Source organism: Sphingomonas sp. UBA978 (assembly GCF_002292295.1).
Taxonomy (GTDB): Bacteria; Pseudomonadota; Alphaproteobacteria; order Sphingomonadales; family Sphingomonadaceae; genus Sphingomonas.
On sequence record NZ_DBBS01000019.1, the window covers coordinates 184,373 to 206,224 of the forward strand.

Annotated in this window: 24 protein-coding genes; 11 read left to right on the forward strand and 13 right to left on the reverse strand. The window is 67.9% G+C overall.

The genetic code is table 11. The features are described 5' to 3' along the window. Positions 1 to 16 precede the first annotated feature (16 nt). The 3 genes from B2515_RS12340 to B2515_RS12350 all read left to right on the forward strand — a co-directional run bounded on the left by B2515_RS12340 (position 17) and on the right by B2515_RS12350 (position 2,576). On the forward strand, positions 17 to 1,528 hold the full coding sequence (locus B2515_RS12340) for a fumarate hydratase (RefSeq protein WP_414711393.1): 1,512 nt from the start codon (positions 17 to 19) through the stop codon (positions 1,526 to 1,528). A gap of 98 nt (positions 1,529 to 1,626) precedes the next feature. Continuing rightward, on the forward strand, positions 1,627 to 2,055 hold the full coding sequence (locus B2515_RS12345; RefSeq protein ID WP_293876711.1) for a hemerythrin domain-containing protein: 429 nt from the start codon (positions 1,627 to 1,629) through the stop codon (positions 2,053 to 2,055). Between the two features lie 92 nt (positions 2,056 to 2,147). Continuing rightward, positions 2,148 to 2,576, forward strand: coding sequence for a DUF2501 domain-containing protein (locus B2515_RS12350; RefSeq protein WP_293876713.1), 429 nt, complete (start codon positions 2,148 to 2,150; stop codon positions 2,574 to 2,576). A gap of 531 nt (positions 2,577 to 3,107) precedes the next feature. Here B2515_RS12350 and B2515_RS12355 read toward each other — a convergent pair. Beyond that, complete coding sequence (locus B2515_RS12355; RefSeq protein ID WP_293876715.1) at positions 3,108 to 3,644, reverse strand: hypothetical protein; 537 nt, start codon at positions 3,642 to 3,644, stop codon at positions 3,108 to 3,110. Positions 3,645 to 3,746: 102 nt separating this feature from the next. On the opposite strand from B2515_RS12355, the gene B2515_RS12360 reads away from it, so the two are divergent. Beyond that, positions 3,747 to 4,130 carry a PRC-barrel domain-containing protein gene (locus tag B2515_RS12360; RefSeq protein WP_293876717.1) on the forward strand — a complete coding sequence of 128 codons (384 nt, stop codon included), beginning with the start codon at positions 3,747 to 3,749 and terminating at the stop codon, positions 4,128 to 4,130. 4 nt (positions 4,131 to 4,134) lie between these two features. Here the strand turns inward: B2515_RS12360 and B2515_RS12365 are convergent, their stop codons facing one another. The 4 genes from B2515_RS12365 to uvrB form a co-directional block, all read right to left on the reverse strand. After that, positions 4,135 to 4,455 carry a HigA family addiction module antitoxin gene (locus tag B2515_RS12365; protein ID WP_293876719.1) on the reverse strand — a complete coding sequence of 107 codons (321 nt, stop codon included), beginning with the start codon at positions 4,453 to 4,455 and terminating at the stop codon, positions 4,135 to 4,137. Continuing rightward, positions 4,424 to 4,543, reverse strand: a complete 120-nt coding sequence (locus tag B2515_RS17305; RefSeq protein WP_349676246.1) for a type II toxin-antitoxin system RelE/ParE family toxin — start codon at positions 4,541 to 4,543, stop codon at positions 4,424 to 4,426. Before B2515_RS17305 ends, B2515_RS12365 begins: the two co-directional genes overlap by 32 nt. Positions 4,544 to 4,546: 3 nt before the next feature. After that, positions 4,547 to 4,711 (reverse strand): type II toxin-antitoxin system RelE/ParE family toxin, encoded by a 165-nt coding sequence (locus B2515_RS17310; RefSeq protein WP_349676247.1) that lies wholly within the window; start codon positions 4,709 to 4,711, stop codon positions 4,547 to 4,549. 82 nt (positions 4,712 to 4,793) lie between these two features. Then, the gene (uvrB, locus tag B2515_RS12375; protein WP_293876721.1) at positions 4,794 to 6,992 is read right to left on the reverse strand and encodes an excinuclease ABC subunit UvrB; all 2,199 of its coding nucleotides are present in this window, start codon (positions 6,990 to 6,992) and stop codon (positions 4,794 to 4,796) included. A 125-nt stretch (positions 6,993 to 7,117) separates the two neighbouring features. On the opposite strand from uvrB, the gene B2515_RS12380 reads away from it, so the two are divergent. Then, positions 7,118 to 7,939, forward strand: a complete 822-nt coding sequence (locus tag B2515_RS12380) for a ferredoxin--NADP reductase (RefSeq protein ID WP_293876723.1) — start codon at positions 7,118 to 7,120, stop codon at positions 7,937 to 7,939. Between the two features lie 217 nt (positions 7,940 to 8,156). Next, positions 8,157 to 9,455 (forward strand): chloride channel protein, encoded by a 1,299-nt coding sequence (locus B2515_RS12385; RefSeq protein ID WP_293876724.1) that lies wholly within the window; start codon positions 8,157 to 8,159, stop codon positions 9,453 to 9,455. A 34-nt stretch (positions 9,456 to 9,489) separates the two neighbouring features. On the opposite strand, the gene B2515_RS12390 is transcribed toward B2515_RS12385, so the two are convergent. Further along, the gene (locus tag B2515_RS12390) at positions 9,490 to 10,725 is read right to left on the reverse strand and encodes an MBL fold metallo-hydrolase (RefSeq protein WP_293876725.1); all 1,236 of its coding nucleotides are present in this window, start codon (positions 10,723 to 10,725) and stop codon (positions 9,490 to 9,492) included. A gap of 131 nt (positions 10,726 to 10,856) precedes the next feature. Here B2515_RS12390 and B2515_RS12395 point away from each other — a divergent pair, with 131 nt between their 5' ends. Then, the gene (locus B2515_RS12395) at positions 10,857 to 12,413 is read left to right on the forward strand and encodes an amidase (protein ID WP_293876726.1); all 1,557 of its coding nucleotides are present in this window, start codon (positions 10,857 to 10,859) and stop codon (positions 12,411 to 12,413) included. Here the strand turns inward: B2515_RS12395 and B2515_RS12400 are convergent. Together B2515_RS12400 and B2515_RS12405 are read right to left on the reverse strand one after the other, a co-directional pair. Then, positions 12,371 to 12,802, reverse strand: a complete 432-nt coding sequence (locus B2515_RS12400) for a DUF4345 domain-containing protein (protein WP_293876727.1) — start codon at positions 12,800 to 12,802, stop codon at positions 12,371 to 12,373. The two genes, B2515_RS12395 and B2515_RS12400, sit on opposite strands and share 43 nt — an antisense overlap. Then, entirely contained in the window at positions 12,799 to 13,248 is a 450-nt protein-coding gene (locus B2515_RS12405; RefSeq protein ID WP_293876728.1) for a DUF2721 domain-containing protein, read from the reverse strand. The genes B2515_RS12400 and B2515_RS12405 overlap by 4 nt, the downstream gene beginning before the upstream one ends. A gap of 97 nt (positions 13,249 to 13,345) precedes the next feature. Between B2515_RS12405 and B2515_RS12410 the strand changes: the two genes are divergently transcribed. Genes B2515_RS12410 through B2515_RS12420 form a run of 3 tightly spaced genes read left to right on the forward strand, consistent with a single transcriptional unit; the run spans position 13,346 to position 15,201 of the window. Continuing rightward, positions 13,346 to 14,431 (forward strand): GNAT family N-acetyltransferase, encoded by a 1,086-nt coding sequence (locus tag B2515_RS12410; RefSeq protein WP_293876729.1) that lies wholly within the window; start codon positions 13,346 to 13,348, stop codon positions 14,429 to 14,431. 37 nt (positions 14,432 to 14,468) lie between these two features. After that, complete coding sequence (locus B2515_RS12415) at positions 14,469 to 15,017, forward strand: transcriptional regulator (protein ID WP_293876731.1); 549 nt, start codon at positions 14,469 to 14,471, stop codon at positions 15,015 to 15,017. A gap of 7 nt (positions 15,018 to 15,024) precedes the next feature. After that, positions 15,025 to 15,201 carry a DUF4169 family protein gene (locus B2515_RS12420; RefSeq protein WP_293876733.1) on the forward strand — a complete coding sequence of 59 codons (177 nt, stop codon included), beginning with the start codon at positions 15,025 to 15,027 and terminating at the stop codon, positions 15,199 to 15,201. 231 nt (positions 15,202 to 15,432) lie between these two features. Here B2515_RS12420 and B2515_RS12425 read toward each other — a convergent pair whose 3' ends face one another. The 5 genes from B2515_RS12425 to cyoA are packed head-to-tail and all read right to left on the reverse strand — an operon-like array spanning position 15,433 to position 20,281. Next, on the reverse strand, positions 15,433 to 16,104 hold the full coding sequence (locus B2515_RS12425; protein ID WP_414711394.1) for an SURF1 family protein: 672 nt from the start codon (positions 16,102 to 16,104) through the stop codon (positions 15,433 to 15,435). 2 nt (positions 16,105 to 16,106) lie between these two features. Beyond that, complete coding sequence (gene cyoD, locus B2515_RS12430; RefSeq protein ID WP_293876737.1) at positions 16,107 to 16,487, reverse strand: cytochrome o ubiquinol oxidase subunit IV; 381 nt, start codon at positions 16,485 to 16,487, stop codon at positions 16,107 to 16,109. After that, the gene (gene cyoC, locus B2515_RS12435; RefSeq protein ID WP_293876739.1) at positions 16,484 to 17,113 is read right to left on the reverse strand and encodes a cytochrome o ubiquinol oxidase subunit III; all 630 of its coding nucleotides are present in this window, start codon (positions 17,111 to 17,113) and stop codon (positions 16,484 to 16,486) included. The genes cyoD and cyoC overlap by 4 nt, the downstream gene beginning before the upstream one ends. Before the next feature lie 5 nt (positions 17,114 to 17,118). After that, positions 17,119 to 19,131: a cytochrome o ubiquinol oxidase subunit I gene (cyoB, locus tag B2515_RS12440; RefSeq protein ID WP_293876741.1), complete on the reverse strand. Its 2,013-nt coding sequence runs from the start codon at positions 19,129 to 19,131 to the stop codon at positions 17,119 to 17,121. 10 nt (positions 19,132 to 19,141) lie between these two features. Next, on the reverse strand, positions 19,142 to 20,281 hold the full coding sequence (gene cyoA, locus B2515_RS12445) for a ubiquinol oxidase subunit II (RefSeq protein WP_293876743.1): 1,140 nt from the start codon (positions 20,279 to 20,281) through the stop codon (positions 19,142 to 19,144). Positions 20,282 to 20,473: 192 nt separating this feature from the next. Here cyoA and B2515_RS12450 point away from each other — a divergent pair, with 192 nt between their 5' ends. Then, entirely contained in the window at positions 20,474 to 21,802 is a 1,329-nt protein-coding gene (locus tag B2515_RS12450; protein ID WP_293876745.1) for an MFS transporter, read from the forward strand. Positions 21,803 to 21,852: the final 50 nt, after the last annotated feature.

A 21,852-nucleotide genomic window follows, 5' to 3' on the forward strand; every position in this document is an offset into this window, starting at 1 on the left:
CTCGCTTGTGACCACTATGATCCGCGCCGCAGACCTGATCGAGAGCGTCGCCGACGCATTGCAGTTCATCAGTTACTATCATCCGATGGATTACATCCGCGCGCTCGGCGAGGCCTATGAGGCGGAGCAGAGCCCGGCGGCGAAGGACGCGATCGCGCAGATCCTGACCAACAGCCGGATGTGCGCCGAGGGGCACCGGCCGATCTGCCAGGACACCGGCATCGTCACCGTCTTCGTCCAATGGGGGCAGGAGTGCCGGTTGGAGGGCGACCGCTCGCTGCAGGAGGTGATCGACGAGGGGGTGCGCCGCGCCTATCTGCACCCGGAGAACAAGCTGCGCGCGTCGATCCTCGCCGACCCCGCCTTCACCCGCCGCAACACCAAGGACAATACGCCGAGCGTCCTGCACGTCGAGATGGTGCCGGGCGCGACGGTGTCGGTCGACGTCGCGGCCAAGGGCGGCGGGTCGGAGAACAAGTCGAAGTTCAAGATGATGAACCCCAGCGATTCGATCGTCGACTGGGTGCTCGAGATGATCCCGCAAATGGGTGCGGGCTGGTGCCCGCCCGGCATGCTCGGCATCGGCATCGGCGGCACCGCGGAAAAGGCGATGCTGCTTGCCAAGCAGTCGCTGATGGGCGCGATCGACATGGGCCAGCTGCGCGCCCGCGGCCCCCGGAACGACATCGAGGCGCTGCGCATCGAACTCATGGACAAGGTGAACGCCCTTGGGATCGGCGCGCAGGGTCTGGGCGGCCTGTCGACGATTCTCGACGTCAAGATCCTCGACTGGCCGACGCATGCCGCCTCGAAGCCGGTGGCGATGATCCCCAATTGCGCCGCGACTCGCCATGCGCATTTCACGCTCGACGGCACCGGCCCGGTCTATCTGGAGGCGCCGAAGCTGAGCGACTGGCCGCAGGTGAACTGGACGCCGGACAAGGCGGCGATCCGCGTCGACCTCGACACGCTGACGCCGGAGGTGGTGGCGACGTGGAAGCACGGCGACCGACTGCTGCTCAACGGCAAGATGCTGACCGGGCGCGATGCGGCGCACAAGCGCATCGCTGACATGCTGGCGAAGGGCGAGGCGCTGCCCGTCGATTTCGCCGGTCGCGTGATCTATTACGTCGGCCCGGTCGATCCGGTCGGCGAGGAGGTCGTCGGCCCTGCGGGTCCGACCACGGCGACCCGTATGGACAAGTTCACCCGCATGATGCTCGACCAGGGCCTGCTCGCGATGGTGGGCAAGGCCGAGCGCGGCCCGGCGGCGACCGAGGCGATCGCCGAGGCGAAGAGCGCCTATCTGATGGCGGTCGGCGGCGCCGCCTATCTGGTCGCGCGCGCGATCAAGGGCAGCAAGGTCGTCGGTTTTGAGGATCTGGGCATGGAGGCGATCTACGAATTCGAGGTCGCGGATTTCCCGGTCACCGTCGCGGTCGACAGCGCGGGCCAGAACGTCCACCAGCTGGCGCCGCTCGTCTGGCGCGAGAAGATCGCGCGGGAGGGCCTGCTCCAGCCGGCGTGATCGTCTTAACCGGCTGGAAACCCGGAAGTTGTTATCGTCGATCAAGTATCGCCGCTCGGGGAGGCGGGGAGTGGGATGACGCCGCGGGAGAACAGGCGATGCTCGATCGGAAAATGCTGTCCGCGGAACATCGGGAGCTGGCGGAACTGGCGGCGGCGCTGCTCGACCGCGTCGCCTCGTCCGAACCCGCGCCCGAACGGATCGCGCAGCTGCGCTGGCAGATGACGCGCAAGCTGCTCGCGCATCTCGCCAAGGAGGATACGTTGCTCTACCCGCGGCTGATCGCGGGCAGCGACCGGCGCGCCGCGGCGCTGGCGACGCGCTTCGCCGACGAGATGGGCGATCTCGCGCAGACCTATCGCGACTATGTCGCCAACTGGTCGTCGGACCGGATCGTCGCCGAATGGCCCGGCTTCGGGATCGAGACGCGCCGCGTCATGCAGGCGCTGACCCACCGGATCGGACGGGAAGAGACGGTGCTCTACGCGCTGATCCCGCCGCCGCCGAAACAGCGTACCGTCGCCTGATCGCCACGGCGCCCGGACAGGGCGCGGCGGAACGGCCCGGGTGGCGGGGGGTTGGAGCCTGATCTCCTCTCATCATGTCCGGGACCCATGCCATGAAGACGATCCTTTCCGCGCTGTTGCTCGTCACCCCCGCGCTGGCGGTCGCGCAGACCGCGCCGGCTCCCGCCCCGGCACAGGCCGCGACGCCGCGCACCGGCGGCCTGCTGGGTCAGGCCGGCAGCCTGCTCGGGGGCGGATTGCCGCAGGTGGGGACGATCGGCGCCGGCAATGCCGCCGGGCTGCTCGGCTATTGCGTCAAGAACAAGCTGCTCGGCGCCACCGGTGGGCAGACCGGCGCGGCAGGTGTGCTAGGCCGGCTGACCGGGCAGAAGGACGTGACCACGCTGCCGGGCTATCAGGCGGGCCAGACCGGACAGGTGCAGGCGGCGAACGGTCAGACGCTGTCGCTCGATTCGCTTCGCGGCCAGATCAAGACGCAGATGTGCAATCTCGTGCTCAACCGTGCGCGGTCGTTCCTTTAAGGGCTGACGGTCCGGTCCTGACCCGGGGACGGGTCGGCGAGAAAAGGATTGTGTTCGCGCGGAGGCGCGGAGGACGCAGGTGTCGCGTCCGTGGCACAGGCGGCCCGTCCCATCACGGGTAGCAGGGCAGCCGGATGCGATGCCCGTCCGCGTCCTCCGCGGATGTCGCCCCGCCAAAATGAGAAGAGGGTGCCGGGCGCCTCCCGGCGACCCGACACCCCCCAAACATGGTCAGCGGCCGGAGAGCTCCAGCCCGGGAGACCATGAGGCCTCTTCGAACCCTCGTCATGCCGTTGATTGGGGGAGGATACCCCCCGGCATGAGTATAGCGGGTGCTTAGAAGCCGATCCCCCGAACGAACTGAACCGACCCCACTGCTGAACCATGAGACATCGGATCACCTCCTTTCGCTTGTTGATAGCCATGTGACCGGTAGTCCGATCACGCGATCAATGTGCGCATGGCTTCGGATACATGCAAGACTTGTATTGCGCGGCGTTTTGCACGACCTTCCGCCCTTCGTCCGCAGGCTCAGCCGCGGCAATCCTCCGTCACCCGCTCGATCTCCGCCCAGGCCGGCACGACCAATGTCGCACCACCCGGCTGCTCGACCACGAACCGCCCGCGACTGAAGCCCATCGCATCGAGCAGGCCGTCGTTCGCCGCCAGCGCCGCGGCGACCTGCGCGGGCGCACCGCCGGTCGGCTGCACCGGCACGGCGCGTGTCAGGCTGGTGGTGCGGATGGTCAGCGACGCCGGCGCGCCGCCCGCGACCGACAGCACCACCTGACGGCGATCGGCATCGCAGCGCAGCGTCAGGCGCGGATCGGCGCCGGCGACCCCGAACGCGGCGATGCTGCCACGGCCCTCGCGCCGATAGCCCCACGTACCGGGCGTCAGCGGCCAGTCGCGCCAGTCGCTCGACGTCGCGGCCGGCGGCGGCGGTGCGGTGCGGACGACGGGGTCCGGCGCAGGCGCGGGCGGCGGCGCGACCGGCTGGGGCACGCAGGCGGTCAGCAGCGCGCCCGAAGCGGCGATGATCGTGGCGAGGCGGGGAATGGCACGCATGCCGCGGCTTATGCGGGAAGGGCGGGCCTGCCTCAACCCGTCGCGACGTGGAACCGGCGCGGGGGGCGGGCGGTTCACCGGCGTAACAAACAGGAGTATCCGATGTCGACCGATACGCAGGCCACCACCACCGCCACGCAGCAGCTCGTCCAGGCGAACATCCCCCATTCGCTGAAAGTGGAAAGCCGCGACGGCGATCAGGTCGGATCGGTCTATGCGCTGATGGTCCACAAGGGCTCGGGCCGCTCGACCCATGCGGTGCTCAGCCTCGGCGGGTTTCTCGGCATGGGCAAGAGCTTCTACCCTTTGCCCTTCGAGCTGCTGCAATTCGATCCGGTCCGCGACCTCTACGTCGTGACGATCGACCGCCGCATGCTGGAAGGTGGCCCGAGCTGGGCGAACAACGCGCCGGTGTTCGATCAGGCCTACGCCGACCGCGTCGCGAGCTACTACGGGGTAAGCAGCGCGAACCTGACGACGGGTTAAGCAATCACGCGGCGCGACGTACTATACGATCGAGATCGGCTTGGTAGGTCAGCTTTGCTTCCTCCAAGTCGTAGTGGTTCTGTAGTCCAAGGAAGAACTGTTCGCTCAGGCCGAAATATCGGGACAGCCGCAGGGCGGTTTCGGCCGTGACCGGAGTCGCCCCCCCGAGAAGAGCATTAAGTTCATCCAGCGCGATCCCGGCGCCGGCAGCGACATCGGCGACGGCGATGTCGCTGCCGATCAGAAAATCCTCGCGCAGAATTTCCCCCGGATGGATGTTAGGCACGCGGCCGTTATCCTCGATGATAATCTTCGATGCGGACATCGATCGCGCTCCCGTCATCCCAGCGGAAGGTGATCCGCCACTGGTCGTTGATCCTGACACTATATGTCCCTTTGCGGTCGCCCTTCAACTCTTAGAACCGGTTGCCGGGCGGCACGCGCATGTCCGCTGGGTTGCCAATACGATTGATCTGGCGAAGCTTGCGGCGTGCCGTCCTCTGAACATCAGGCGGCAGTTTGCGACTGGATTGACCCTGCCAGACACGGTCAGTTTCGGAATCGGCGAAAGTGAGGATCATGCTGCTGTCCTTTCGCCTCGACTATAGCCGGCCTCCCCGATGATATTACCGCCGTCATCGTGTAGAAAGCCTTTCTACACTATCACCGTCCCCCGCGCTTGCCCCCCATCCGCATCGCCTGCGCCTTGCCGTAGCGCGTCTTGCGCGTGCCCGGCTTGCCTTCGTTGCTGCGGCCCATGATCGGCGCCTTCTGCTCGTCGACCGGCAGGCCGAGTTCCTCGTTCTCCAGCTGTCGGATCTCGTCGCGCAGCCGGCCGGCGGTCTCGAATTCCAGATCCGACGCCGCTTTGCGCATCTGCTTTTCGAGGTCCTCGATATAGGCGCGCAGATTGTGGCCGACCATGTGCGGGCGGTCCTCGTCGATCGGGATCGTGACCTGATCGCCCTGGCTGACATGCGCGATGATGTCGCCGATGTTGCGCTTGATCGTCGTCGGCGTAATGCCGTGTTCGCGGTTATACTCTTCCTGCTTCTCGCGGCGGCGGGCGGTTTCGTTCATCGCCCGCTCCATCGATCCGGTGATCCGGTCGGCGTAGAGGATGACGCGGCCGTCGACGTTGCGCGCGGCGCGGCCGATCGTCTGGATCAGCGACGTCTCGGAACGCAGGAAGCCTTCCTTGTCGGCGTCGAGGATCGCGACCAGCCCGCATTCGGGGATGTCGAGCCCCTCGCGCAGCAGGTTGATGCCGATCAGTACGTCATAGACGCCCAGCCGCAGGTCGCGGATCAGCTCGATGCGTTCCAGCGTCTCGACGTCGGAATGCATGTAGCGGACCTTGATCCCCGCCTCGTGCATATATTCGGTCAGATCCTCGGACATGCGCTTGGTCAGCGTCGTCACCAGCGTGCGATAGCCGAGCGCGGTGGTCTTGTGGCATTCCTGGATCAGGTCCTGCACCTGCTCCTCGACCGGCTTGATCTCGACCGGCGGATCGATCAGCCCGGTCGGGCGGATGACCTGTTCGGCGAAGACGCCGCCGGTCTGCTCCATCTCCCAATTGCCCGGCGTCGCCGAGACGCTGACCGTCTGCGGGCGCATCGCGTCCCATTCGTTGAAGCGCAACGGCCGGTTGTCGATGCATGAGGGCAGGCGGAAGCCATATTCGGCGAGCGTGATCTTGCGGCGGTGATCGCCGCGCGCCATCGCGCCGATCTGCGGCACCGTCTGGTGGCTCTCGTCGACGAATAGCACGGCGTTCTCGGGCAGATATTCGAAGAGCGTCGGCGGCGGTTCGCCGGGCAGGCGGCCGGTCAGGAAGCGGCTGTAATTCTCGATCCCCGCGCAGCTGCCGGTGGCGGCGATCATCTCGAGGTCGAAATTGGTGCGCTGTTCCAGCCGCTGCGCCTCGAGCAATTTGCCCTCCGCGACCAGCTCCTTGAGCCGCTCGGCCAGCTCGTGCTTGATCGCATCGCCCGCCTGTTTGAGCGTCGGGCCGGGCGTGACGTAATGGCTGTTGGCATAGACGCGCACGCTGTTGAGGCTCGCGACCTTCTTGCCGGTCAGGGGGTCGAATTCGGTGATGTCCTCGATATCGTCGCCGAAGAAGCTGATCCGCCACGCGCTGTCTTCGTAATGCGACGGGAAGATCTCCAGCGTGTCGCCCTTCACGCGGAAGTTGCCGCGCTGGAAGGCGGCGTCGTTGCGCTTGTACTGGAGCGCGACCAGCTTGCGGACGATCTCGCGCTGGTCGACCGCGGTCCCCTTCTTGAGGTCGAAGATCATCGCCGAATAGGTTTCGACCGAGCCGATGCCGTACAGGCACGATACCGAGGCGACGATGATGCAATCGTCGCGTTCGAGCAGCGAGCGGGTCGCCGAATGGCGCATCCGGTCGATCGATTCGTTGGTCGAGGATTCCTTCTCGATGTATGTGTCCGACCGCGGCACGTACGCCTCGGGCTGGTAGTAATCGTAGTAACTGACGAAATATTCGACCGCATTCTCCGGGAAGAAGCTCTTGAACTCGCCATAGAGCTGCGCCGCGAGGATCTTGTTCGGTGCGAGGATCAGCGCCGGGCGCTGCAATTCCTCGATCACCTTGGCCATGGTGAAGGTCTTGCCCGATCCGGTGACGCCGAGCAGCACCTGGTCCTTCTCGCCCGCCCGCGCGGTCGCGGTCAATTCCCGAATCGCGGTCGGCTGGTCGCCGCTGGGGCTGTATTCGCTGACCAGCTTGAACGGCCGCCCGCCCTCGACCTTGTCGGGGCGGGCGGGGCGGTGGGGGACGAAGCTTTCGCCGGTTTCCGGCTCGGCGAGGCTGGTGCGGATCTGGATGGCCATATCGGGAACGAATATGGGGCCACCGGGTAGGGAGGGCAATGCACGGCAAAGCTTTGCTTTGGTTGACCATGGGCCGCAGGGTTCATAATGCGATCCCTTCGCAAACAACCCGAAGCCCCCGATCGATGACCGATGTCCGTATTCCCGTAACCCTGCCCGAGACCAAGGCGTTCGCCAACGTCAAGGTGTTGTGGGTACGCCATTGGAACGACCGGCTGTTCAGCTTCGCGGTCGAACGCCCGGCGAGCTTCCGCTTCCGCTCGGGCGAGTTCGTGATGATCGGCCTGCCGGGCGACGGCGAGGGCGCCAAGCCGATCATGCGCGCCTATTCGATCGCCAGCCCGCATTATGCGGAGGAGCTGGAATTCCTGTCGATCAAGGTCGAGGACGGCCCGCTGACGTCCAAGCTGCAGCTGATCGAGCCCGGCGACGAGGTCTATATGGGCAAAAAGCCGACCGGTACGCTCGTCACCGATGCGCTGGTCGGCGGCAAGCGGCTGTTCTTCTTCTCGACCGGCACCGGCCTCGCGCCGTTCCTCAGCCTCGCGCGCGATCCCGACGTCTACAGCATGTTCGATCAGGTGATCCTGGTCCATTCGGTGCGGCAGGTCAGCGACCTTGCCTATCACGACGAATTGCAGGCGCGGCTGGCGGACGATCCCCTCGTCTCGGACGAGGCGGCGACGCAATTCCATTATATCCCGACGGTGACGCGCGAACCGTTCCGCACCACCGGCCGCATCGGCGACCTGATCGAGAGCGCCGCGCTGTTCGGTGACCCGGTACAGGGCGCCAAGAAGCTCGATCCGGAGACGGACCGGATCATGCTGTGCGGCAGCATGGCGATGATCCGCGAGACGGCGGCGATGCTGGATACGATCGGCTTCGAGGAAGGCTCGAACGCCAAGGCCGGGACCTATGTGATCGAGCGCGCCTTCGTCGACTGATGCCTCGTAAGCCCCTCCCCTTCAGGAGCATCAGGTAAAACCGCGCCCTGCGTGGTTTTAGGTCAGGCTGGGAGCCTGACCGGCCTGTTGCTGGGTTGGGGGTGGGGCGATGTCTCACCGAGACGGGCGACCGTGACTCCTCCACCCCAACCCCTCCTCTGAAGAGGAGGGGCTTTGCGCGGTTCCGCTCACGCCCCCCTTCCGCTAGGGCATCCGTATGCCCGATCAGACCCATCGCCGATGGACTCCGCACCGTTTCCGCGCGCTGCTGCGGTCGCGCGGGCCGACCAGCGTGCGCTTTCGGCGGCGGATCGCGGTCATCACCGGGGCGATCGCGATCGGGATCGTCGCGGTGCTGTTCGCCGAAGTCTCGGACGAAACGGGGCTGCTGTTCGGCGGCTATGCGCGCCGCTGGCACTGGCTGCCGCTGCTGACCACGCCGCTGGGCTTCATGGCGCTCGTCTGGTTGACGCGGGCGTTCGTGCCGCTGGCGCGCGGATCGGGCATCCCGCAGGTAATGGCGGCGCGCGCCGATCCGCAGGCGGCGACCGGCGGGCTGATCGCGGTGAAGACCGTGGCCGGCAAGGTCGTGCTGACGATGGGCGCGATCCTGTGCGGCGCCAGCGTTGGGCGCGAGGGGCCGACGGTGCAGATCGCCGCTGCGGTGATGGGGGTCAGCCACCGCATCCTGCGGGTGCCGTTGCAGGGCGCGGTGGTGATCGCCGGCGGCGCGGCGGGGGTCGCGGCGGCGTTCAACACGCCACTCGCGGGCGTATTGTTCGCGATCGAGGAACTGGCCGCCGCCTATGAGCAGAAGGTGACGCTGCTGGTGCTGTCGTCGATCGTCATCGCCGGCATGGTCGCGCAGAGCCTTGCCGGCGACTATGTCTATTTCGGCGCGATCGGCGCGCATATGCCGATCGCCAGCGCACTGCTGGTGGTGCCGGTCGCGGGGATCGCCGGCGGTGCGTTCGGGGGGCTGTTCTCGCGACTGCTGCTCGGGCTGGCGAGCGGCCGGCATGCGGTGACGCGGTGGAGCAAGGCGCATCCGATCGTCTTCGCCGGGCTGTGCGGCGCGGTCGTCGCGACGCTCGGCGTGTTCACCGCCGGGCTGACCTGGGGCACCGGCTATTCGGCGGCGCGGGCGATGATCGTCGGGGTCGACGCGCCGCTCTGGTTCGGCCCGGCCAAGGCGCTGGCGACGCTGGCGACCGCGGTGGCGGGGCTGCCCGGGGGCATTTTCGCGCCGAGCCTGGCGGTCGGCGCGGGCGTCGGCAACCTGTTGCACGCTGTGTTCCCGAACGATCCGGCCGGCGCGGTGGTGATCCTCGGCATGGTCGCCTATTTCGCCGGCGTCGTCCGCGCGCCGCTGACCGCGGTCATCATCCTGTCGGAAACGACCGCCAGCCGCGGCCTGCTGCTGCCGATGTTCGCGACCGCCTTCCTCGCCGATTGGGCGAGCCAGCTGGTATGCCGGGAAAAGCTGTACCACGGGCTGGCGCAGACCTTCCGGTAGCGGCGTCCGGCACCGCGGCCGCACACTCCCCGCGTCAGCGCAGCGCCTTCACCGCCGGCGTATCCATGCAACGCAGCATCGCCTCGCGCATCATCGGCCGGCCCCCCTGCGGCGGCGCATAGACCGGCACCTCGAACGGCACGCCGATCCGCGCCGCCTCGAACCCACCGCCACCGGTGCAGCGCATCGCCAGCGCCAGCATCCGGGGCGGTGTGTCATAGCCTTCGTAGGACAGGCGGAACGTCCCCCAGTGGATCGCCAGCGACCGCGCCGCGCCGAGCCGCTGGTGGATCAGCGCCGCCTCCGCCGGCCCGACATGGCTGCCCGAACTCATCTGCCCGGGCGCGAAGCGGAACGCGCCGATCGGGATCATCGCGAAGCGGATCGGGCCATAGGTCGCCGCCTCTGCGGGCCACAGCCCGTCGCCGAAGCCGGTGTCGCCGGCGAAGAAGATGTTGCCGCCGCGCGGCAGCGTGACGACGAAGCTCGACCAGAGCGCGCGGTTGCGGTCGGTGAACCAGCGACTGCCCCAATGGTGGTTGCGCGTGATGAAGATGCGCGCGCGGTCGCCGGGGCAGGCGCCGTCGGGGTCGCAGCGCATGGCGTCGCTGGTGTTCTCCAGCCCCTTGTCGGTCAGCGTCGCATTGCCGCCCCAGTCGAGCGCCATCGCCTTCGCCCCCGTCGCGGCGATGACGCTGTCGTTGCCGAGGCTGGTGACGATATGCGGATGGTCGCGCTGCCACAGCCGCTGGAGCGTCGCGAGGTCGAGATGGTCGTAATGGTTGTGGCTGACCAGCACGAGGTCGATCCGCGGCAGGTCGTCGAACGCAACGCCGGGCGCGGCGACCCGCGTCGGGCCGAAGCCGAGCGGGCCGGCACGCTCCGCATAGACGGGGTCGGTCAGGATGTTGAGGCCCTGGGTCTGGATCAGCACGCTGGCATGGCCGATCCAGGTGACGACCATCCGCTCGCCTTCGACGCGGGCGGCGGGCCTGGACGCCGCGACGGGCACGCGCACCGGCCAGGCCGGACGGCCGTCGCGACCGGTCAGCTGCCGCCACAGGAAGCCGGCGCGCCCGCCGCCGCCCGGCACGCTGGCCGTGTCCCCGTCATTGTCGGGGTTGAAGAAGCGTTCGCCGTCATAATGATCGCTGGCGTGGCCGCGGTAATAGATGCGGTCGAGGAAGCGCGGCACGATCGTCACGGCCAGCCCGACCGCCACGACCAGCAGCAGCAGGATTCCACCGATGATCTTCGATACGCGCGCCACGGACGTCCTTATGGGTTGATGCAGATCAATGTCGAGGAGTGGCGCGGGATCGTTGCCGGGTCAATCCGGCGTCGCTGCCTTGCGCCGGCCCTGTCTGTCGGTAGCATCGCCTGAACAGGACAGGGGGTTCCATGCGCCGGATATTTCTAGGGTTTCTGCTCGCCGCCACCGCCATGCCGGTCGCGCCGGCGGCGGCGAGGTCGGTCAAGGTCGAGGAGGTGTCGCTCGAACGGGCGCAGGCGCTGATGACCGCGGGTCGCGCGACCAGCGTCGATCTGACCCGCGCCTATCTCGACCGGATCGCCGCGATGGACCGCAAGGGGCCGACGCTGCGCAGCGTCATCGCGGTCAACCCGGATGCGCTGGTGCAGGCGAAGGCCCTGGATGGCGAGCGCCGGGCCGGGCGGCTGCGCGGGCCGCTGCACGGCGTGCCGGTGCTCATCAAGGACAATATCGAAACCGCCGATCGGATGGCGACGACCGCGGGCAGCCTTGCGCTCCGGGACAATGTCACCGGCCGCGACGCGCCGGTGGTGGCGGCGCTGCGCGCGGCGGGGGCGGTGATCCTCGGCAAGACCAATCTGTCGGAATGGGCGAACATCCGCTCCAGTCACGCGATGAGCGGGTGGAGCGCGGTCGGCGGGCTGGTGCGTAACCCCTATGCGCTCGATCGCACCGCCTGCGGCTCGTCGTCGGGATCGGGCGCGGCGGTGGCGGCGAGCTTCGCCGCGGCGGCGGTGGGGACGGAGACCGACGGGTCGGTGGTCTGCCCGTCGTCGATCAACGGGCTGGTCGGGCTGAAGCCGACGATCGGCCTCGTCAGCGGCCTGCATGTCGTACCGATCAGCCATTCGCAGGACACGCCGGGGCCGATGGCGCGCAGCGTCCGCGACGCCGCGATCCTGCTGCAGGCGATGGTGACGCGCGGCGGCGCGCCCGATTATGCCGCCGGCCTGTCGGTCAGCGCGCTGTCGGGCGTGCGCGTCGCGGTGTTACGGCCCGACGGGCTGTCGGCCGATCTCGCCGCGCGCTACGACGCCGCACTCGCCGTGCTGCGCAGCGCCGGTGCGGTGCTGGTCGACGTTGCCGCGCCGAAGCTCGACGGGATCGGCGACGCCGAATTCATCGTGCTCAAGACCGAGCTGAAGGCGGACCTCGACGCCTATCTCGCCACCACCCCGCCGACGGTGACCGCGCGCACGCTCGACCAGCTGATCGCGTTCAACCGCGCGCATGCGACCGAGGAGATGCCTTTCTTCCAGCAGGAGATCTTCGAGGAGGCGGCGAAGACGAAGGGGCTGGACGATCCCGCCTACAAGGCGGCGCGGGCGACATCGCTCAGGCTGGCGAGCGAGGCGATCGACGGCATGCTGCGCAGCGCACGCGCGCAGCTGCTGGTCGAGCCGACCTATGCGGGGGCATGGCTCAGCGACCCGGTCTATGGCGACCAGTATAACGGCCCCTCCGCGTCCGAACTGCCCGCGGTCGCGGGCTATCCGCATCTGACGGTGCCGATGGGGCTGGTGAAGGGGCTGCCGGTTGGCCTGTCCTTCATCGCGACGCGCGGCGGCGATGCGACCGTGCTCGGCGCGGGTTACGCCTATGAACAGCGGGCGCAGGCGCGGGTGGCGCCGCGCTATCGCCCTCAGGCGGACGTCGGCGAGGGGCTGGAGGGCGCACGACGGTAGCGCTGCGCGAAGCGCGCCTGCCACAGCATCAGCAGCGGCACCGCGCCCAGCTCCATCGCGAAGCCGAACAGATGCCCCGTGGACGGCGCGCCGACCGCGGCCAGCGACACCAGCCGCGCCGCGCCGCCCGCGACCACCAGCGCGCCGAGCAGGCGAAAGCGCGGGCCTTTGGTCTCGATCCGCGGCACGCAGGTCGCGAAGGCGACGCCGACGGCGAGGAAGATGCCCGAGATATAGCGGAAATGGCTGTCGAGGTCGGTCGGGATCACCGGCGGATGGCCGAGGAAGCCGGGGCCGTGGAGCACGCTCTGCCCGCCGACGCTCAACGGCACGACACAGGCGAGCGCGACCACCGCCTGCAACAGCCGGCGCTCGCCCGCGAGGCTCACGACAGGATCTCCTTGCGGACGTGGATCGCGCGCAGGCTGACCCGCACCTCCCACATGAAGGCGCTGAGGCAGCAGATCAGCAGCGCCACCGCGACGATGAAGGCGAGCGCGATCCAGGTGCCGATGTGGAAGCTCGCGATATTGGCGATGAACAGCAGCGCGATGACGATGCACGCCATCACCGCGCTCGACACCGACAGGAACAAGGCGGCGTTGATGATCGACATCCGCTCGTCGAGCAGCTTCAACTCCCACACGTAGCGCTGCCGGTCCGTTCCCTCGCTGCCGAGCACGCGATCCTCCAGCACCCGCGCGCGGTCGATCACCCGCGCCAGCCGCCCGGCGAGCACGTTGAGGATCTGTCCGATCGCCGCGAGCATGAACACCGGCGCGAGCGACAGCTGGATCGTCTGGGCGATCGTCGAAACCTGGAAGAACGTCGGCATGGCGCGCATCATAGGTCGGTTCGCGCGGCGCGAAAGGGTGCACGGGCCGCCGCTTTCTGCACCGCTTGGTAACGCATCACGGCTACACCCCGGCACCGTGACCAGGCCGATGTTCCTCGCCGATTTCCAGCGGCTGCCCCCGGTGGCGCGCGGCAGCGTCGCCGACGGCCTCGCCGCCGCGATCGACACGGTCGCGCAGGGCGCGGCGCCCACCCACGCCTTCCTGCGCTACGGCTGGTATGCCGCGGCGCTGGCGGCCTATGGCGGCCATGCCCGCACCGTGCTGGTCGAGGAGGATGGAGAACCGACGCTGGCGCTGCCGCTGGTCGGCGTCGGCCCGGCGCTGCTCCGCCTCGCCGCGGTGCCGGGCTGCTACTGGCCGTTCCGCAGCTTCCCGCTCGCGCGTCGCGCGGGCGAGGCGACGATCCGGGCGGCGCTGTCGACGCTCGCGGGCGCGGTCAACGGTCTGCGCATCGGGCCGGTCTATGACGACGATGCCGCGGCGATGCCGCTGATCGCGGCGGCGCGGGCGAGCGGCTGGGCGGTGCTCGACCGGTTCGTTGCCGACAGCTGGCTGCTCGACATGGCGGCGCTGCAGGCGGAGGGCAGCTGGCCGCGCGGATCGACGCTGCGCAAGAACCGCTTCCACGAAAAGCATCTTGCCGCGCACGGCGCGCCGGACTGGCGGTTCCTCGCCGGCACCGACTGGCCCGCCGCCTTCGACGCGCTCGCTGCGGTCGAACAGGCGAGCTGGATCGCCGCGCGCACCGACGGGTCGGACGCGAAATTCACCGCCACCGGCCATGGCGCCTTCTGGCGCGCCGCGGCGGCCGATCCGGTGATCGCCGGCATGCTCCGCGCCGCGCTGCTGACGATTGACGGCAGCCCCGCGGCCTTCTCCTTCGACCTCGACGCCGGCAACCTCAAATATGCGATCGCCAACAGCTACGACCCGGCCTACGCCAAGCATTCGCCCGGCAAATTGCTCTATTACCGCAATCTGGTCGAGGCGCTTGGCCGCGGCATCGCGCGCGTCGACTGGGGTGCGGGCGACAGCGGCTACAAACAGGTGATCGGCGCCGAACGCGGCCCCGCGATCCGCGACTGGTTGCTGCTCCGACCTGGCCTGCCCGCGCTCGCCGGCCGTCTCGCCCGCGGTGTCTGGCGGCGATCGGGTCACTAGACGGCACCCCTTTGCCGCGCCTAGGCGTTGACGCGTCATGCTGGTGTTCCTCGATTTCGAAGCCTCGTCGCTCGCCAAGAGAAGCTATCCGATCGAGGTCGCCTGGGTGTTCGAGGACGGGCGCGAGGAAAGCCACCTGATTCGCCCGCCGCTGCAATGGGACGATTGGGACGACGCGGCCGAGGCGATCCACCATATCCCGCGCGCAAAGCTGGAGGCCGAGGGCACGCCGCACGACGTCGTCGCGCGCCGGATGGTCGCGGTGCTGAGCGGCCACGCGCTGTTCGCCAGCGCGCCGTCATGGGACGGCAAATGGCTGAGCGCGCTCCTGCGCGCCGCCAAGCTGCCGCGCCACGCGCTCCGGCTGAGCGACACCGAGGAGGCGCAACGCGAGACCGCGACGGCGATCCTGCGCGACGCGGTGCCGGCGGCGGCGCTCGGCGTCGCGGTCGCCGATGTGGTCGCGCTCGCCGAATTCCGCGACCGCGACATACCCGCGCATCGCGCGCTCGCGGACGCGCGCGACGAATGGGAGCGCTGGTGCGCGGTCCGTCGCGCGGCCGAAGACCGCGCCGCCGGGCGATAGGCGCGCCATGGCCGAGATCGTCAACCTCCGCCGCGCCCGCAAGGCCCGCGACCGCGCCACCGCCGCGCAGGCGGCCGAAGCGAACCGCGCGAAATTCGGCCGCACGAAAGCGGAACGCGACGCCGACGCAGCCGACCGCGCGAGAGCGGACCGCACGCTCGACGGCGCCAAGCTCGACGATTAAATTCGATCGACATCCGCGGGACACCAAAAGTTCGTCATTCCGCGAAGGCAGGAATCCATAGACGCTACCGCTTCGATTCCGTCCGTGAGGTCGGCGCGTATCGACCCCCGCCGTCGCGGGAGTGACGGCGTGGATTGTCGCGACCGACTATAGCCATCCTCCCCGGCGCGCTCGACGGGAGAGGGAACAGACGCTGAAGGCGGCAAAGGGCCAAGCCATCAGTCCAACCCGCTACCCCCGCCGCCGCACCCGCCACGCCATGCCCGCGACCAGCAGCGCCAGCCCGAACCACGTCAGCGCATAGACCATATGGCTGTTGCGGAAGCGCACCACGGTCAGCCCGCCGCGCGGCCAGCCGGTGCGCGGCCCGCCGGCGTCGATGAAATAGGGGGCGAGTCTTCCGGCCCCCCCCGCCGCGGCGATCGCCGCGACGTCGCGCGAATACCAGCGGCCGGCAGCGGGATCGTTGCGGCGCAGGAAGCCGCCGCCCGGCTCGCTCAGCCGCAGCAGCCCGCGCACCGTCTGCACGTCGGGGGAGGGGGCAACGCGTCCGCGCTCGCCGGCGGGGACGAAGCCGCGGTTGACCAGCAGCGCGAAGCCGCGGGTCGTGTCGAACGGGGTCAGCACCCAGAAGCCGCCGCCGATCTCGGTCACCGCCTGGACATAGGTGTCGGCGTCGCGCCGGTAGCGGCCGGTGGCGACGACCGGCGTGTAGACGTCGTCCGCGCCAATCGCGCCCCAGCGGGCGGGGCCTGGCGCGGGCACCGGCGCGCGCGCCAGCTGCCGCTCGGTCTGCGCGATCAGCGCGAGCTTCCACGTCCGGCGTTCGAGCTGCCAGATGCCCAACCCGACGAGCAGGGCGATCGCGGCCAGCAGCAGGCCGGTGACGATCGCCCGCCGCATGGTCACATGCCGGCCATGTCTCCGGAGGTCATGCCGGGCATCATGTTGGCGTTCATGTGGAACATCACCCAGAGCGATCCCGCCAGACAGATGGTGACGACGATGATCGTGAAGATCAGCGCCATCAGCGTCCAGCCGTTCTCCGACTTTGAGTTCATATGGAGGAAATAGACCATGTGGACGACGATCTGAACCAGCGCGAACACCATGACGATGCCGGCGGTGATCCGCGTGTCGGCGATGATGCCGCTCATCACCAGACCGAACGGGATGGCGGTCAGGATGACCGACAGCACGAAGCCGATGATATAGTCCTTGCGGGTGCCGTGGGGGGCTCCGGACGCATGATCGTCATGGCCGTGGCCATGGGTGTCGGCGCTCATCGCAGCACTCCCAGCAGGTAGACGAAGGTGAAGACGCCGATCCAGATCACGTCGAGGAAGTGCCAGAACAGCGACAGGCATTGCAGGCGGCGCTGGTTGGCGTCGATCAGGCCCTTGCGGCCGACCTGCACCATCAGCGTCACCAGCCAGATGATGCCGAAGGTGACGTGCAGCCCGTGCGTGCCGACGAGCGTGAAGAACGCCGACAGGAAGGCGCTGCGCTGCGGCCCGGCGCCCTCGTGGATCAGCTCGGAGAATTCGTAGAGCTCGATCCCGAGGAAGGCGAGGCCGAACAGGCCGGTGATCGCCAGCCAGCCCTGCACGCTGCGCAACTTGCCGTCGTTCATCGACAGCATGGCGAAGCCGTAGGTGATCGACGACAGCAGCAGCATCGACGTATTGAGCGCGACCAGCGGCAGCTTGAAGATCTCATGCGGCTGCGGACCGCCGGCATAGCTGCCGCCGAACACGCCGTAGGAGGCGAACAGCATCGCGAAGATCAGGCAGTCGCTCATCAGGTACAGCCAGAAGCCCAGCATGGTGCTGCCGCCGGCGTCGTGATGATGCTCGTCCGTCTCGTAGAAGATCGGCGCCTCGGCGCCGGGCGGGATGGTTGCTTCGCTCATGGTCCTCAGGCCCCCGCCACCGCGGCGCGCGCGTCGAGCAGCCGGGTCCGTTCGTCCTCGGCTTCCGTCACGTCGGCGGCGGGAATGTAATAATCGCGGTCGTAGTTGAAGGTATGGCCGATCGCGACCGCCAGCAGGCCGACGAACGCCAGCCCGGCAAGCCACCACATGTACCAGATCATCGCGACGGCGAAGACCGCGGACAGGCCCGCCAGGAACACGCCGGTACCGGTGTTGCGCGGCATGTGGATGTCCCGGAAGCCCTTGAGCGGCCGCTCGGCATGGTTCGACTTCATGTCGTACCAGGCGTCGAGGTCGCGGACGACCGGCGTGAACGCGAAGTTATAGGCGGGCGGCGGCGACGAGGTCGCCCATTCGAGGCTGCGGCCGTTCCACGGATCGCCGGTCGTGTCGCGCAGGGCCTCGCGGTTGCGGACGCTGACGAAGATCTGGATCAGGAAGGCGGCGATGCCGACCGCGATCATCGCGGCGCCGATCGCGGCGATGACGAACCAGATCTGCAGCGACGGGTCCTCGAAATGGCGCAGGCGGCGCGTCACGCCCATCAGGCCGAGCACGTAGAGCGGCATGAAGGCGACGTAGAAGCCGACCGTCCAGAACCAGAAGCTGATCGTGCCCCAGAATTTGTCGAGCGTGAAGCCGAACGCCTTGGGGAACCAGTAGTTGATCCCGGCGAACATGCCGAACAGCACGCCGCCGATGATGACGTTGTGGAAATGCGCCACCAGGAACAGCGAATTGTGCAGCACGAAGTCGGCGGGCGGCACCGCGAGCAGCACGCCGGTCATGCCGCCGATGACGAAGGTAATCATGAACGCGATCGTCCACATCATCGGCAGTTCGAAGCGGATCCGACCCTTGTACATGGTGAACAGCCAGTTGAAGATCTTCGCGCCCGTCGGGATCGAGATAATCATCGTGGTGATGCCGAAGAACGAATTGACGCTCGCCCCCGACCCCATGGTGAAGAAGTGGTGCAGCCAGACGAGGTAGGCGAGGATGGTGATGACCAGCAGCGCGTAGACCATCGACGTATAGCCGAACAGCCGCTTGCCCGAAAAGGTCGAGGTGATCTCGCTGAACACGCCGAACGCCGGCAGGATGAGGATGTAGACCTCCGGGTGGCCCCAGATCCAGATCATGTTGACGTACATCATGGGGTTGCCGCCCATGGTGTTGGTGAAGAAGTGCGTGCCGAGATAGCGGTCGAGGCTCAGCATCGCGAGCACCGCGGTCAGCACCGGGAAGGCGGCGACGATCAGCACGTTGGTGGCGAGCGCCGACCAGGTGAAGATCGGCATCTTCATCAGGCTCATCCCCGGCGCGCGCATCTTGACGATCGTCGCGAGCAGGTTGACGCCCGACAGCAAGGTGCCGACGCCCGCCACCTGCAACGCCCATATGTAATAATCGACACCGACATCGGGCGAGTAATCGAGCCCCGACAAGGGCGCCATCGCCAGCCAGCCGGTCCGCGCGAACTCGCCGACGAACAGGCTGACCATGACGATCGCCGCACCCGCCGCGGTCATCCAGAAGCTGAAATTGTTGAGGAAGGGGAAGCTGACGTCGCGCGCGCCGATCTGGAGCGGCACGACATAGTTCATCAGTCCGGTGACGAAGGGCATCGCCACGAAGAAGATCATGATGACGCCGTGGGCGGTGAACACCTGGTCGTAATGGTGAGCGGGCAGGAAGCCGTCGTTGGCGCCGAACGCCATCGCCTGCTGCGCGCGCATCATCAGCGCGTCGGCGAAGCCGCGCAGCAGCATGACGATGCCGAGCACCATGTACATGATGCCGATCTTCTTGTGGTCCACGCTGGTGAACCACTCCTTCCACAGATAGCCCCACACCTTGAAATAGGTGAGGGCGCCGACCACCGCGGCGCCGCCGATCGCGACCATGGCAAAGGTCGCGATCAGGATCGGCTCATGGATCGGGAAGCTTTCGAGCGTCAGCCGCCCGAAAATGGTCTTGAGCAATGCGTCGGACATCGTGCGGGTCCTAGGATCGAGCGGCCGCGGCGCCGGCAAACGGCGCGCGCAGGGGGTCGATGGAAGTCATGGAGCGATTGTCTTCGCTGCCAGGTTTGCTGCTGCCGGGGGCGGCGTCGCGGGGCGCGTTGCGGTGCGGGCTGCTGCCCTTCTCCTCCGGCTCCTTGAGCAGCGCGCCCTTGGCCTCGCTGCCGCGCATATGGCCGCCGTTGTTGACCGGCGCGCCATGGCCGCTGTCGCGTTTCGGATCGTGTGCGCCGTCCTGCATCATCGTCGCCTGCATGCAGGTTTCGCCCGGCTTGGTACACATGCCCAGAATCCGGTCGAACAGCTGCGGCGCGATGGCGGCATAGCGGGCCGCCGCGACCTTCTCGCTCGGCTTTTCGAGCTGGAGATACGCCGGCATGTCGAGCCGCTTCGGCGCGGTCCGCGCCTCGGACGCCCATTTGGCGAAGCCGGCATCGTCCATGCTGTCGACGGTGAAGCGCATGTCCGAGAAGCCCGCGCCGCTGTAATTGGCGCTGAACCCGTCGAACCGGCCCGGCTTGTTGAGCACCGCGTGCAGCCGCGTCTCCATGCCGGGCATCGAATAGATCATGCCGGCCATCGCGGGGACGTAGAAGGTGTTCATCACCGACGACGAGGTGATCCGGAACCGGACCTGCCGGTTCATCGGCAGCACCAGCTCGTTGACCGTCGCGACGCCCTGTTCGGGATAGATGAACAGCCACTTCCAGTCGAGCGACACGACCTGGATCTCCAGCGGCTTGTCGTTCTTGGCCAGCAGCTTGCCCGGCTCCAGCCGCGCCAGCGGGCGATAGGGGTCGAGGCTGTGCGTGCTGATCCAGGTCAGCGCGCCGAGCGCGATGACGATCAGCAGCGGCGCCGACCAGATGATGAGCTCGAGGCCCGTCGAATGGTCCCAGTCGGGCGTATATTCCGCATCCTCGTTGCTGTGGCGGTATTTCCACGCGAACAGGATGGTGAGCGCGATCACCGGCACGATGATGAGCAGCATCAGGCCGGTCGACCACAGGATCAGATTGGCCTGCTGCCGGGCGACGTCGCCGGACGGGTTCATCACCACCCAGTCGCAGCCACCCAGCAGGGCGGGCGCGAGGAGTGCGACGGCAGCGGTTCGAAGCCGCATGGGGGAGAACGAGGGAGTTCGCATCGTCATTGCCGCTACGCCTGTGTGCTGCAGCGCAAAATAGGACATTTTGTCCTATCCCGCCCGGCCGGCCGCTGCGGTAAGGAGGCATGTTCGCGCTGCGTCCGTTTCCGGGCGAAGTGCGTTGATGACCGATGGCCCTCGGGCTGCGAGACGACAGGACTGCGATACATGTCAGTGGCTTCCGCCCATTCCGCACCGCTCGAACGCGATGCCCGTGCCGTCAACACCCGGGGCGACCATGAGGTCCGTCCGGGCGAGATCGCGATCGGCGTCGTCATCGGCCGCACCTCCGAATTCTTCGACTTCTTCTGCTACGCGATCGCGTCGGTCATCGTCTTCCCGGCGCTGGTTTTCCCGTACGTCGACCGGCTGACCGGCACGCTCTGGTCGTTCGCGCTCTTCCCGCTGGCGTTCATCGCGCGGCCGATCGGCACGCAGATCTTCATGTGGGTCGACCGCGAATATGGCCGCGGCACCAAGCTGACGATCGCTTTGTTCCTGCTCGGCACCTCGACCGTGTCTCTCGCCTTCCTGCCCGGCTATGGCGAGGTCGGCGCCGCGTCGGCGTTCCTGCTCGCCGCCTTCCGCATCGGCCAGGGTCTGGCGCTCGGCGGTGCCTGGGACGGCCTCGCCTCGCTGCTCGCGCTCAACGCACCGCCCGAAAAGCGCGGCTGGTACGCGATGGTGCCGCAACTCGGCGCGCCGCTCGGCCTGATCGTGGCAAGTGCGCTCTTCGCCTTCTTCCTCGCCAACATGGACATGGTCGACTTCCTGTCCTGGGGCTGGCGCTATCCGTTCTTCGTCGCCTTCGCGCTCAACGTCGTCGCGCTGTTCGCGCGGCTGCGGATCGTCGTGACGCCGGAATATACCGAGCTGTTCAAGAGCCGCGAGCTCACCCCGTCGCGCGTCACCGCGACGGTCAAGGCGCAGTGGCGCAACATCATCATCGGCGCCTTCGCCCCGCTGGCGAGCTTCGCGCTCTTCCACATGGTGACGGTGTTCCCGCTGTCGTGGATCGCGCTCTACACCAGCGAGAATATCGCGAGCTTCCTCGGCATCGAGATCATCGGCGCCTTCTTCGGCCTTGGTTCGGTGGTCATCTCCGGCCTGCTCGCCGACCGCATCGGCCGGCGCTCGGTGCTCGGCTATACCGCCGCGGCGATCGCGGTGTTCAGCGGCTTCGCGCCGCAGCTGCTCGCCGGCGGCCGCTCGGGCGAGCTGGCGTTCATGATCGGCGGCTTCGTGCTGCTCGGCCTCGCCTTCGGCCAGTCGTCGGGCGCGGTGACCAACAACTTCCCCAAGCGCGCGCGCTACACCGGCGCGGCGCTGACCTCGGACCTCGCCTGGCTGTTCGGCGCCGGCTTCGCGCCGCTCGCCGCGCTGGTGCTCGCCAGCCAGTTCGGCCTGATCGCCGCGGGCGGCTATCTGCTCTCGGGCGCCATTGCCACCCTGGTCGCGCTCGGCCTCAACAAGGAACTCGCGCGCCGGCTGGACTGATCGGTGCCGGTGCGTCGCCCCCTGATATTCCGTGGAAACATTTCTGCGGC